We start from the raw sequence: 11,608 nt of genomic DNA, 5'->3' as shown, positions 1-11,608 counted from the left end.
AGCCACCCCGCTTAGCGGCCATTCCTGTCCGATGGACGCCGTGGTGCGTGCGGAACGTCGCCTCCGGGCCGGGCCACGATCGGGCATCCAGCCCCGCTCCACGAGCGCCGCCCGTACCCTGGTGACCGCTGTTGGCTCCATGCCCGGGCCCAACGGGGTCAAGTCCCACTGGGTCAGCACGACTACCCGCCACCCGGCATCCCGCGCGTTTTCGTCCCGGAAAATATCGCTGCGCCGTTGCGCCGGAGTGGCGTGATGCCCGCCGTCGTATTGGATTGCGACCCGTTCCACTTCATAGGACAAATCAGGGTCCTGGATCCAGCGGCCGGTTTCGTTCGGTCTCCTTGGGGGAGTCCGTGCCTGAGCGCATCAGGATCCGAGCCCGCGCGGCCTTCTGGTAGCCCGGCTTTCCTTTTCGTCCTTGAAGGTAGGCGTCTAGCTCGTCGAGGGTGGACAAAGGGTTCCTTCGGCGGAGCAGGAAGTCTCCGGCAATCACAAGATCGTCGAGGCTAAGCATGCTGGCCAGGTCGAACCACGTCCGCAGCGGTGACGTGCAGTGGACCCTGGAGCCCGCCACGATCTCCTCGGGTTCAAACGACTGTTGATGGCCCACGACGTTCTTTCGACGCGCAGCCCGATTGCCCGGCCGGCTGGTGAGATGAACGACGTCGACGTTTGCCACGGACGCCGGCAGGGGAAAGCCCCACAGCAGGGCAGCAGTTGCATGGCTCACCACCGCGCACGTCACAGCAACCAGGGCATGCATACGGTCAAGGAGGGTGCCCGGCGTCGTGGCGGCGGTGCGCACTCCGTGACAGGGGCTGACAAGATCCCGGCACCGGGTTCGACGCCGGCTCAATCCCGCCGCGCGGGCGTCCGCGAGCGTGAATGGTTTGTCGTGAAGCTGTGGGGGAAGCTCGCTGGGCTGGCGCATAAGAGCATTCTGCGCCCGCCTGGAGCGGGATTTGACGTTGTCCACAGCCCGGGCAGGGTGTGGGGGAAGAGCGGGCCAGTGGAGGCTGGTTTGCAGGTCCGGGTGCGCGGCGTCGATTTGCCGGCTATGGCCGCTACGAGGGTCCGGATTCAGGCCATTTCTGGCAAATGGGAAGGGGAACGCGCCGGCTGAGAGGGCGCGTCTGCGCGCCAGGGGGCAGAGCGGCTACTTGACCTCGTCGGTGCCCTGCGTGGGGTCGCCGCTGCCGTGGGCTTCGCCGGATTCCGTGCCGCGGGCGTCTCCGGTGCCGCTGCCCAGCTCGCGCTCCTTGGCGTCCAGCTCGTCCTTCAGCTTCTTGAGCCGGTCAGCCTCCGCCTGGTTGCGGCGGCGCAGCTCCAGGTTGCGGAGGAAGTCGGGATCGTCGTCCGGGGCGGTGGGGTGGCGGTACGTGGCCGGAGCCGCCGCGGCCTCGCCGCGGGGCCGGCCGATGAGGAACCAGAGGATTGCGCCGACCACCGGGAGAACGATCTGCACCACGATCCAGGCCGGCTTGGAAATGCCCTTGGTCAGGCGTGCGTCAGTCCTGATGAGGTCGATCAGTCCGTAGACAAAGACGACCAGTACAACGATTGGTACCACGACACGGAGCATAGCTTCAGTTTAGCCTCCGCGCGAGCTTCCGGCGCCCGGCACCCGCACGGCAGCCGCCCGGAACCCCGCCGCCCGCAACCCCGCGGCCCGGCGCCGGGCCGCCGCGCTGGTGCCCGCACTCAGCAGCAGACGGACCGCCGGGTCCCCGCCCCGGCCGGGACGGCTAAACTGGGAGCGTGGCTTTCCTGAAATACTCCCTGATCCGTCTGGCACTGTTTGTGCCGTTGTTCGCCCTGTTTGTCTATTTGCAGCTTGGCTGGCTGCTGGCCGCGCTCTGCGCCGGGATGATGGCCTTCGCCATCAGCTTCCTGTTCTTCCAGAAGCAGCGCGACGCGGCCACCGCCTCGATCCACCAGCGTTTCTCCGGCAAAGCCAAGCCGCTGCGCAGTGCCGGGGAGATCGACGACGCCCACGCCGAAGACCGCCTGGTGGACGAACACCCGGACGTCACCGTGCGCACCGACACCCGGCCCAAGGACTCCTAGAGCCCGTCAGCACCCCCTGGAACCAGACGGAACCCGCTGGAACCCGCTGGAACCAGCGGAACCAGCCGGACCCCCGGAACCCGCCCTAGAAGCCGCGGCTCAGCACCAAGCCGAGCGAGAACAGCACGGCGTAGCCAAGGTTGATCAGCCCGGTCTGCTTCAGCACCGGGATCAGGCTCTTGCGGCGCCGGCCCGCGATCATCAGCCAGGACGGCATCAGGATGGCCGGGATGAGCAGCAGCACAATCAGCATCCAAGGCCGACCGGGCGCAAGCACAATCACCAGCAGGATCGCCACGGCGAGCATCAGCACGTAGCTTTCCCGGGCGTGCTTGTCGCCCAGCCGGACAGCCAGCGTCTTCTTCCCGGCCACGCGGTCGGTGGGAATGTCCCGGACGTTGTTGGCCATGAGCAGGGCGCAGGCGATGAGTCCCGTGCCGATCGCACCGATGATGGCCGCGAGGCTGAGCTGGCCGGCCTGCGTGTAGGTGGTGCCAAGCGTGGCCACCAGCCCGAAGAACACAAACACGAACAGGTCGCCCAGGCCCAGGTAGCCGTAGGGGTTCTTGCCGCCGGTGTAGCCCCACGCGGCAAGTACGCAGCCCACACCCACGAGGATCAGCCACCAGGCCTGCGTGATAATGACCAGGATCAGTCCGAACAGCATCGCCAGGCCGAACGCCGCGAACGCTGCCCGCTTGACGTGCTCCGGCTTCGCCACCCCGGAACCCACCAGCCGGAGCGGGCCCACCCGGTCCTCATCGGTGCCGCGGATGCCGTCGGAGTAGTCGTTGGCGAAGTTCACGCCGACCTGGAGCAGCAGGGCCACCATGGCGGCCAGCAGGGCGTTGACGGGCCGGAACGCGTTCATCTCATAGGCGGCTGCAGTCCCGATCAGGACCGGCGCGATTGCGGCCGGCAGGGTGCGCAGACGGGCGCCTTGGATCCATTGTGCCGCTGTGGCCACGTTCAGTACCTCGTTGGTTTGGGTGTTGATCTAGTGGAAAGGGTTGCTTGAAGCTTTTCTATTTTCCCTGATGACGGGTGTCCAGCCGAACGGTCATGCCCATTCGGTCCGGTTTTCCGTTCGGAAGCATCAGCAGTTCCGCGGCGGTGAGCACTGTTTTAGGAACCAAGGCCCCCGCCAACGCCCCCGCGCCGCCGGCGGTGAAACGCGCCGTGAAGGCCTCGGCTGCCTCCGTCGAATCGTCCGCCAGCACCACATAGGCCGCCAGCGCCTGGCCCCACTCGGCGGACGGGACACCCGCCACGAACGCCGCCCGCACGCCGTCGAGCTTCTCCAGTTCCGCCTGCACATGCGCGGCGGACACCTTGACGCCGCCGGTGATGACGACGTCGTCGGCACGGCCCAGCACGGTCAGCGTGCCGTCCGCGGACAGCGCGCCGAGGTCGTTGGTGCGGTACCAGCGGATCCCGTCGTCCTCGACAAATGCCGAGGCCGTGAGCTCCGGCTCGTCGAGATAGCCGGCCGCAATGGTGGCGCCGCCGAGCAGGATCCGGCCGTCCGCGGCGAGTTTCAGCTCGACGCCGTCCAGCGGCACGCCGTCGTACACGCAGCCGCCGCAGGTCTCGGCGGAACCGTAGGTGGTCACCACCCGGACGCCGGCCTCCCGGGCCGCGGCGAGCAACTCCGCCGAGGCGGGGGCGCCGCCCAGCAGAACCGCGTTGAAGCGCCGGAGCATGGCCAGCGTCTGTGCCGAGGGCCGCTCCAGAAGCCGCTGCAGCTGCGTGGGAACCAGAGAGGTGAAACGGATCTTGTCCGTGAGCTCTAGGGCTGCGGTGGTGAAGGCCTCCGGGGTGAACCCGCCGGAGAGGTCCATCGCCCAGGGCCGGGTGCCGGCGAAGAGCGACCGGACCAGGACCTGGACGCCGGCCACGAACTGCACCGGGAGCGCCAGCAGCCACTGGCCCTCGCCCTTAAGCGCCATCGCCGTTGCCATGGAGGAAGCCGCCAGGGCATCCACCGTCAGCACCGTGGCCTTGGGCACGCCGGTGGAGCCGGAGGTCCGCACCACGACGGCGGCGTCCTCGAAGCCGGGGGTTTCCACCAGCCCGACGACGGGGGAGCCGTCCGGGCCGGCGGACAGCTCGACGGCGGGACCCTCCCCGCCGAGGGCAGCCGCGAGGGCAGCGAGGGCGGGTTCGATGTTCACCGCTCCGGAAGTCATCGCGGCAGCCTTAGAAGTAGTACGGGAACTTGGACCAGTCCGGATCACGCTTCTCCAGGAAGGCCTCCTTGCCCTCCACCGCCTCGTCCGTCATGTAAGCCAGTCGCGTCGCTTCGCCGGCGAACACCTGCTGGCCGGCCAAGCCGTCGTCGGCGAGGTTGAAGGCAAACTTGAGCATCCGGATGGCCTGCGGGGACTGCCGGGCGATGTCCGCGGCGTACTCCAGCGCCACCTCCTCGAGCCGCTCGTGGTCCACGGCCTCGTTCACGGCACCCATCCGGACCATGTCCTCGGCGGAATATTCGCGGGCCAGGAAGAAGATCTCGCGGGCGGACTTTTGGCCGATCTGGCGGGCCAGTAGGGCCGAGCCGTAGCCGGCGTCGAAGCTGCCTACCGTCGCGTCGGTCTGCTTGAACTTGCCGTGCTGCCGGGAGGCGATGGTGAGGTCGGAGACGACATGCAGCGAGTGGCCGCCACCGGCCGCCCAGCCGTTCACGACGGCGATGACCACCTTGGGCATGGTCCGCATGAGCCGCTGGACCTCAAGGATGTGCAGCCGGCCGGCGCGGGCGGGGTCGATGGTCTCGGTGGTTTCGCCCTCTGCATACCGATACCCGTCGCGGCCGCGGATCCGCTGGTCGCCGCCGGAGCAGAAGGAGTGGCCGCCGTCCTTGGCGGAGGGGCCGTTGCCGGTGAGCAGGACCGTGGCGACATCGGGGGTCATCCGGGCGTGGTCCATGGCCCGGTACAGCTCGTCCACGGTGCCGGGCCGGAACGCGTTGCGCACCTCCGGGCGGTTGAAGGCGATCCGGACGGTGGGAAGGTCCCGGACCACGGTGCCGTCCGCGGAGCGCTCCACCTGCCGGTGGTAGGTCATGTCCTGGAAATCGTCGAAGCCGGTCACGGTGCGCCAGCGGGTGGGGTCAAAGACGTCGGATACCTTGGCGGGGATTTCGTTGCTCACAGTCCGAGTCTAGTAATCGGCTCAGCTGATACAGAACTCGTTGCCTTCCGGGTCCGCCATGGTGTGCCAGGAATGCGGGCCCTCGTTGGCGGTCCACAGGTACGTCGCGCCGCGGGCCTCGAGCGCGGCCCGGACCTCGTCCTTGTCAGCGCCGGCCAGGTTCACATCCCAGTGGACGCGGTTCTTGACGGTCTTCGCCTCCGGCGCGGTCTGGAAAAGAATCCGGCGTGAGGCGGGCTTGACGCCCAGGTCCTCGGGCGGCCGGATGGCGGCGCCGTCCCGCCAGACAAGCATTCCGTGGTGCCGCTTGGTCTCCGCGTCCGTCGCGAAACCCTGCTTGATCATGGAACGGATGAAGTCCTCGTCCTGCGGCTCCACGGCCCAGTCCAGGGTTTCGGCCCACCAGTCCGCAAGGGCGTGCGGGTCGACGCAGTCGACAGCGATTTGGATGTTCAGTGCCATGGGAAAAACCTACGACGACGGCGCCCGCGGCGCTAGGGTGCCGCCGGGGCAACTTTCGCTGTTGTTTTTCCGGGCGCTACTGCAGCTGCTCGAGGATTTCCGGCGGGATGGCGTAGATGAAGATGACGGCCAGCAGGTTCTTCGAGGCATGGACGAAGTAGGAGAACATCACATTCTTGCCCGTCCAGACGTAGACGAACACCAGGGTGGCGCCCATGGCGAGATAGGGCATCAGCACGGGCAGCGTCAGCGCCTCCTGGCCCACGACGTGCATGGCCGCGAACAGCACGACGGAGAGCGCGCAGCAGAGCCAGATGTTCAGCTTCCGGCTCAACTTGCCGATCAGCAGGTGCCGGAACATGTACTCCTCCACGAAGGGGCCCACAATCACCAGCAGCGGCACCATTAGCCAGGCCGGGACCTGCTGCATGAGTGCCTGCAGGCCGGCTTGGTTGGCGGAGGTTTGCGGGGTCCCTGCCACGGCCACCAGGATGGCGGTCAGGATCATCGCAGCCACCACGGCCAGCGGCACCGTCAGGAGGGTGAACCAGGGTCTCGTGGCCAGGACGCGGAGATCCCGGCGCGCGACTTGGCGTGCCGCGAACAGGGCGAGCAGGCCGATGACCGCATAGACCAGAAGGTTCACCGCGTAGGACGCCACCGCCGGATTGGGCGAGAGCTGCAGCACGAGCGGCGCCAGCAGGCCTGAGGCGGTGGCGAAGACCGCCCCCACTGCCACGTAAATCCCCGCCGTGATGAGGTCCAGCCGGGAGAATGCGTACAGTTCCGGACGCTGCGCAGGTGGTTGACGGAGAGCGGGACCCATGCCACCAGCCTAGCCCCGCCGCCGAGCGGACACGGCTAACGCCCGGGCGGAGGGCGCCGGGCGTTAGCCGTGTAGCTGCAGAGCCGGGAATCTATCGGAACAGCGCCCCGTAGGTCCCCATGATGATCCGGTCGCCCGGGGTGGACTTGCGGATGTAGTCCACCACCGCCCAGTCATCCAGGGAGATGCAGCCGGCCGTCGGGATCTTGTTCATGTGCAGGAAGATGGCGAAGCCCGCATCCTGGACAATGTTCGGCCGGTTGTAGTTGATGACCACGCCCTGGCGGTAGTAGCCCAGGCTGGCGAACCACCACATGTTCTCGTCCCAGCCAACCCAGGACGAGGACTCGTGGTACTTGTTGTAGGTGGCCGTCCAGGGGTTGCCGCCCCAGCGTGAGCGCGGGTTGAGCGTGCGGTACGAAAGCTTCGTGCCGGGGTTGCCCAGGCCAAAGGCCTCGGTCACGGAGAACGATCCGGTGGGGGAGAACAGGTTCCGGGTGGGGCCGGACGGAACTCCCGGCGGCTTGAACCCGGACTTACCGACGTACCCGTCAGTCCGCCAGTCCGGCACGTACGTCCCGGCGATCTTCATGCAGTACAGGTTGGTCGCATGGTTCAGTCCGTAGCCCTGGGTCCACGTGAGGAGGACCCGGTTCGCGCCGTAGGTGGGGTACTTGGACTTGCCGTTGTTGAGGTTCTGGCACTCCGACATCCCGAAGACCCGGTATCCCGGCTTCACCGTCCAGCCGATGAACCCCCGCTGGAAGGCCTGGATGCACTGCCCCGGAACGCACTTTTCGTTGGCGAGCGGGTAGCCCAGGCTGCTCCGGGTGGCCCCCACCCGGACGTACCGGGCTCCGAGGCCGCCGCGGGAGATCCAGGACCCGGTTGCCGAGGACCAGTAGACGGTTCCGCCCTGGAACCGCTGCAGGCATCCGCCGGCAGCCTGGCCACAGGTCCTGGGGCCGGTGGGATAGCCCATGACGCCGGCTTGCGCGCCGGCCGCCTTCCACCTGGTGTAGATGGTCCCCTTGAGAACCTGGGCGGGGGTCCTCGGGGACCAGAACACCGCTCCATGGGCGAAGAACTGAGAACAGCCCCGCGCCGTCAGCCCGCAGACCTCGGCGGTGGTCGGCAGCCCGAGCCCGGCGGCCTCACCTTGGGCCCGCCACAGGGCGCCGATGGCGCCGCGTGACCAGATCTGCTGGATTCCCTTGGTGGTCCAGGTGAGGAACCGCCCACTGGAAAACTTCTGGATGGTTCCGCCCGTGACCGCGGTTTCGTCCGTGACCGGATAGCCGTAGAGCGCCAAGCCTCCCTGCGCGTGCCAGCGGGGGCCCGTGTGGCCGGCCGTCCGCAGCACCGGGTGCGCGCCGGTTGCAGCGGTCCAGAAGACGGATCCGCCTTCGAACACCTGGCTGCAGACGTCGAGAGAGCAGGCCTGGTTGGCGGTCGGTGCGCCGAGGGCACCGGCTGCGCCCTTCAGCGCAGTCCATTTCGCCTGGATGGCGCCCAGGACAACGACTGACGGCGACGTCGGCTCCTCCGTCGGAGTCGGCGTCGGCGTCGGCGTTGGCTCCGCAACAGTGGAGGTCGGCTCCACGGTGGGCTCCGCCGTCGCTGTCGGGGACGTGCTTAGTTCCGGACCCGGAATGGCGGGGGTCGACGCCGACTCGGTCGGCGCGGCCGTGTCCGTTGCCGTGGGGCTGGCTGTGTCCTGCGGCAGCGGTGCGGTCTCGGCGAAGGCCGGTCCGACCGCCAGCGGTCCGGCCGCGAGCCCGAGCACCACCGCTGAGATGACAAGTAGTTTTTTCATGGCGCATCCTCTACGGAGACGACCGGTGTGCAGGTCCCGGCGCTGTCCTTGGTCTTGGCAAAGTTCGGTGCTGCAATCTCGGCCGACTTGCCGGCAGCGACGGTTTTGGTGATGATCGTGTGCCCTGCCACGGCAGGGCCGGCGGTGACCGCGATTGCCACGGTGAACACTTTGTTCTTGTCGCTGCTGTTGACCAGGGTCCCCGTGAAGGACCACGACCCGTCGGCCGTCGCGCGGCAGATGGGCTCGCGCAAGGCCTCGGGTGCGTTAAGCGAAGTGGAAACATCGGCCGGTTCGGACGCGCTCGGCGCCGGAGATCCTGATGATGATGATGATTGTGCCGGCGTTGCTGCGGTGCTGCTGCCGGTGCTGGGTGTGGCCGGACCGGAACCGCCGCTCGAACACCCTGCCAGTACGAGAAGCAGCACTGCGGGCAGTAGCGCTCTCTGTTTCATAGTCCCCCCTGACTCACGGCACTGCTGCCATGGCCTGCAGTGACGTTGCAGGCGAACCAGCGGGAACGTCCCCGCCGGTTCGCTCAGAGTAATGGAAACCTCGGCCTGACCAGCGCTTTTGCGCCAAAACGTTGTTTTAATTTCGTATTTTCGGCGGTTCCGGGTGTAGCCCGCGTCACGGTGCGGCGCCGAAAGCTAGTACTATGGACGTGCCGCGCGACGCTGCGACCCGTTGTGAGTTTCGGTCTAAAACCCTGCCCGTTTCCTGGGCTCAGGGCACAGGCCGGGTCCGTACTTCTGCTCCCGGAGCCGCCTTCCCGTCGCGGCAATACCCCGACCTGCAAGGAACTGTTGTGCCACAAAGTACTTCCACAGACGTTAAGAGCGCGCCGGCGCAATCCGCCGTCGTCGACTCGACCCTCAGCGCCGAGGGCTACAAGAAGTCCCTGAACGGCCGCCAGGTCACCATGATCGCCATGGGCGGCGCAATCGGCGTCGGCCTCTTCATGGGCGCCGGCGGCCGCCTGGCTTCGACCGGCCCCGCGCTGATCTTCTCCTACGCCATTGCGGGCGTCATCGCCTACCTGCTGATGCGCGCCCTTGGCGAGCTCATCATGTACCGCCAGACCTCCGGCTCCTTCGTCAGCTACGCCGGTGAGATGTTCGGCAAGAAGGGTGCCTACCTGTCCGGCTGGATGTACGTCATCAACTGGGCCATGACCGGCATCGCCGAGCTGATCGCGATCGGGCTGTACTTCCAGTTCTTCTTCCCCAACGTGCCGGTGGAGCTGACCGCCATCGCGGCGCTGCTGCTCCTCGTCGGAGTGAATCTGCTGAGCGTCAAGGCGTTTGGCGAGTTCGAGTTCTGGGCCTCCGTCCTCAAGGTCGCGGCCATCCTGATCTTCCTGGCCGTCGGCACCTTCATGGTGGTCACCAACGCCAAGGTCGGCGACGGCCACGCCTCGGTGAACAACCTCTTCGCGGCGGACGGCGGCATGTTCCCCAAGGGCGCCCTCGTGATGATCCTCGTGCTGAACGCCGTGATCTTCGCCTACAACGCCATCGAGCTCGTCGGCATCACCGCCGGCGAGATGGAGGACCCGGCCAAGGAGGTCCCGAAGGCGATCCGCGCCGTCGTGATCCGGATCGTCGTGTTCTACGTCGGGTCGGTGACCCTCCTGGCGATGCTGCTGCCCTCGGACCAGTACAAGGCCGGCACCTCGCCGTTCGTCACCGTCTTCGGCCAGATGGGCCTGCCGTGGATGGGCGACGTTATGAACATGATCGTGATCACCGCCGCACTGTCGTCCTGCAACTCGGGCCTGTACTCGATTGGCCGGATCTTCCGCACCATGGCCAACAACGGGCATGCCCCGCAGTGGCTGACCCGGATGTCCAAGAGCCACGTCCCCTACGCCGCGATCCTGGCGATCGGCTCGGTCTACCTGGTCGGCATCCTGCTCAACATCTGGCTTGGCGGCTCGCACGCCTTCGACCTCGCACTCAACACCGCCTCGATCGGCGTCATCTTCACGTGGGGCTCGATTTTCGCCAGCCAGATCGCGCTGCGCAAGACCAAGGGCAACGTGTCCTCCCTGCCCATGCCGGGCTCACCGTGGACAAGCTGGGCCGGACTGGTGGCCTTGCTGGCCATCACCGTGCTGATCGGCTTCGACACGATGACCAGTAAGACCGGGGAGGTCTTCCCGCTGGGCCTGTGGACCCTGGCGACCATCCCGTTCTTCGCGGTGGTCCTCTGGCTCGGCTGGCAGAAGGTCAAGAACAACGAACCGAAGAGCCAGCTCTTCAGCTAGGGCTCCGGTCCTGAATGACCAACGACGGCGGCGGCCACCCGAACAAGGTGGCCGCCGCCGTCGTTTGTTCCATCGACTGCTCCGTAACGGCCGTTCCGGGGCTGCAAAAGGCACCGTTGGAGCAGCCGATGCGGGATCTGGCGCCTAGTCCTTCAGGTGCCGGGCGAAATGGTCTTCGATCCTGCGCCAGGCCGTGGGTGCGGCCTGCGGATCGGGCCCGACGCCGAGGACGCGGAACAACGGACGCAGCGGCCTGGGTCCCGTTTCCTCATCGTTCAGGAACGAGTGGCCGGCGGTCGCGAATTCCTTGATGTCGTGTTCAACGCCGAGGGACTCAAGCACGGAGGTCAGCCGTGCCGCCGCCCCGGAAAGGGAACGGTCCTTCGCGCCGAAGTTGGCCACGATCGGGCAGGCGCCCGCCAGCGCCGTTTCCGGGTCCTTGGGCAGCCTGCCGTAGTTCACCGCCGCGGCGTCGAAGCCGTCATTGGCCAGCAGCAGGGCGAAGCCGCCGCCCATGCAGAACCCGATGACGCCGATTTTTCCGGTCGTGCGGCCGGAGTCCAACAGCCACTGCCGCGCCGTCGCCAGGTCCGTGAACGCGCGCCCCTGCCCGGCAGCCAGGGAACGCATGGTCGAGACGAGGCAGCGGCGCGCGCCGCCGTCGCTGAACAGGTCCACAGCCAGGGTGAGATAGCCGGCGGCCGCCATCCGCTCTGCGTGCCGGACCGTGATGCCATCCAGGCCGAACGCCTCATGGATCATCAGCACGGCCGGGAAGGGACCGTCCCCTTCCGGTTCCGCCAGGTAGCCGCGGAGCCGGGGGGAGCCGCCGGCGGCGAGGCTGGCCCCGCTGAGGTCGACGTTATGCAGGGCCGGGTCCGGGTCTTCGCCCCGGTTGGCGGCATTCCTGGCCATGGGCACTCCTAGGTCGGGTCGTGCGGGAGTCGTGTTCGGACAGTCTTGCATCCGGGCACAAAAAACGGCGCCGGACATCCCCCAAAGGAATGTCCGA

12 protein-coding genes are annotated in these 11,608 nt (G+C 67.4%); 2 read left to right on the top strand and 10 right to left on the bottom strand.

Annotated elements, in window-relative coordinates; all coding sequences use genetic code 11:
* Positions 1-304: 304 nt before the first annotated feature.
* Positions 305-934 carry a hypothetical protein gene (locus AC1DBL_RS02855; RefSeq protein WP_476925424.1) on the bottom strand — a complete coding sequence of 210 codons (630 nt, stop codon included), beginning with the start codon at positions 932-934 and terminating at the stop codon, positions 305-307.
* A 225-nt stretch (positions 935-1,159) separates the two neighbouring features.
* The gene (locus AC1DBL_RS02850) at positions 1,160-1,585 is read right to left on the bottom strand and encodes a PLD nuclease N-terminal domain-containing protein (protein ID WP_441416843.1); all 426 of its coding nucleotides are present in this window, start codon (positions 1,583-1,585) and stop codon (positions 1,160-1,162) included.
* Between the two features lie 176 nt (positions 1,586-1,761).
* Here AC1DBL_RS02850 and AC1DBL_RS02845 point away from each other — a divergent pair, with 176 nt between their 5' ends.
* The gene (locus AC1DBL_RS02845; RefSeq protein ID WP_476925423.1) at positions 1,762-2,070 is read left to right on the top strand and encodes a DUF4229 domain-containing protein; all 309 of its coding nucleotides are present in this window, start codon (positions 1,762-1,764) and stop codon (positions 2,068-2,070) included.
* A gap of 85 nt (positions 2,071-2,155) precedes the next feature.
* Here AC1DBL_RS02845 and AC1DBL_RS02840 read toward each other — a convergent pair whose 3' ends face one another.
* From AC1DBL_RS02840 to AC1DBL_RS02810, 7 genes are all read right to left on the bottom strand, one after another.
* A complete protein-coding gene (locus AC1DBL_RS02840; RefSeq protein WP_175321447.1) occupies positions 2,156-3,037 on the bottom strand; it encodes a 1,4-dihydroxy-2-naphthoate polyprenyltransferase in 882 nt (293 codons plus the stop codon).
* Positions 3,038-3,095: 58 nt separating this feature from the next.
* Positions 3,096-4,259 (bottom strand): AMP-binding protein, encoded by a 1,164-nt coding sequence (locus tag AC1DBL_RS02835; protein WP_476925422.1) that lies wholly within the window; start codon positions 4,257-4,259, stop codon positions 3,096-3,098.
* Positions 4,260-4,269: 10 nt separating this feature from the next.
* Positions 4,270-5,223, bottom strand: a complete 954-nt coding sequence (locus AC1DBL_RS02830; RefSeq protein ID WP_476908389.1) for a 1,4-dihydroxy-2-naphthoyl-CoA synthase — start codon at positions 5,221-5,223, stop codon at positions 4,270-4,272.
* Between the two features lie 21 nt (positions 5,224-5,244).
* On the bottom strand, positions 5,245-5,685 hold the full coding sequence (locus AC1DBL_RS02825; protein WP_476917015.1) for a VOC family protein: 441 nt from the start codon (positions 5,683-5,685) through the stop codon (positions 5,245-5,247).
* Between the two features lie 76 nt (positions 5,686-5,761).
* Positions 5,762-6,511, bottom strand: a complete 750-nt coding sequence (locus AC1DBL_RS02820; RefSeq protein ID WP_476925421.1) for a lysostaphin resistance A-like protein — start codon at positions 6,509-6,511, stop codon at positions 5,762-5,764.
* 91 nt (positions 6,512-6,602) lie between these two features.
* On the bottom strand, positions 6,603-8,327 hold the full coding sequence (locus AC1DBL_RS02815; RefSeq protein ID WP_476925420.1) for a hypothetical protein: 1,725 nt from the start codon (positions 8,325-8,327) through the stop codon (positions 6,603-6,605).
* Entirely contained in the window at positions 8,324-8,755 is a 432-nt protein-coding gene (locus AC1DBL_RS02810) for a hypothetical protein (RefSeq protein ID WP_476925419.1), read from the bottom strand. The genes AC1DBL_RS02815 and AC1DBL_RS02810 overlap by 4 nt, the downstream gene beginning before the upstream one ends.
* 380 nt (positions 8,756-9,135) lie before the next feature.
* On the opposite strand from AC1DBL_RS02810, the gene AC1DBL_RS02805 reads away from it, so the two are divergent.
* The gene (locus tag AC1DBL_RS02805) at positions 9,136-10,596 is read left to right on the top strand and encodes an amino acid permease (RefSeq protein WP_476925418.1); all 1,461 of its coding nucleotides are present in this window, start codon (positions 9,136-9,138) and stop codon (positions 10,594-10,596) included.
* A gap of 144 nt (positions 10,597-10,740) precedes the next feature.
* Here AC1DBL_RS02805 and AC1DBL_RS02800 read toward each other — a convergent pair whose 3' ends face one another.
* Positions 10,741-11,511 (bottom strand): dienelactone hydrolase family protein, encoded by a 771-nt coding sequence (locus AC1DBL_RS02800; protein ID WP_476925417.1) that lies wholly within the window; start codon positions 11,509-11,511, stop codon positions 10,741-10,743.
* Positions 11,512-11,608 lie beyond the last annotated feature (97 nt).

This window comes from Arthrobacter sp. 10T44, assembly GCF_056393885.1.
The sequence above is the reverse complement of the archived record's forward strand: the minus strand, read 5'-3'. Positions and strand labels throughout refer to the sequence as shown.

What these genes read in the sequence shown, in the direction of transcription:
- AC1DBL_RS02855 (WP_476925424.1), bottom strand. Translation starts at nt 934, where the DNA reads ATGCGCCAGCCCAGCGAGCTTCCCCCACAGCTTCACGACAAACCATTC.
- AC1DBL_RS02850 (WP_441416843.1), bottom strand. Translation starts at nt 1,585, where the DNA reads ATGCTCCGTGTCGTGGTACCAATCGTTGTACTGGTCGTCTTTGTCTAC.
- AC1DBL_RS02835 (WP_476925422.1), bottom strand. Translation starts at nt 4,259, where the DNA reads ATGACTTCCGGAGCGGTGAACATCGAACCCGCCCTCGCTGCCCTCGCG.
- AC1DBL_RS02825 (WP_476917015.1), bottom strand. Translation starts at nt 5,685, where the DNA reads ATGGCACTGAACATCCAAATCGCTGTCGACTGCGTCGACCCGCACGCC.
- AC1DBL_RS02820 (WP_476925421.1), bottom strand. Translation starts at nt 6,511, where the DNA reads ATGGGTCCCGCTCTCCGTCAACCACCTGCGCAGCGTCCGGAACTGTAC.
- AC1DBL_RS02815 (WP_476925420.1), bottom strand. Translation starts at nt 8,327, where the DNA reads ATGAAAAAACTACTTGTCATCTCAGCGGTGGTGCTCGGGCTCGCGGCC.
- AC1DBL_RS02800 (WP_476925417.1), bottom strand. Translation starts at nt 11,511, where the DNA reads ATGGCCAGGAATGCCGCCAACCGGGGCGAAGACCCGGACCCGGCCCTG.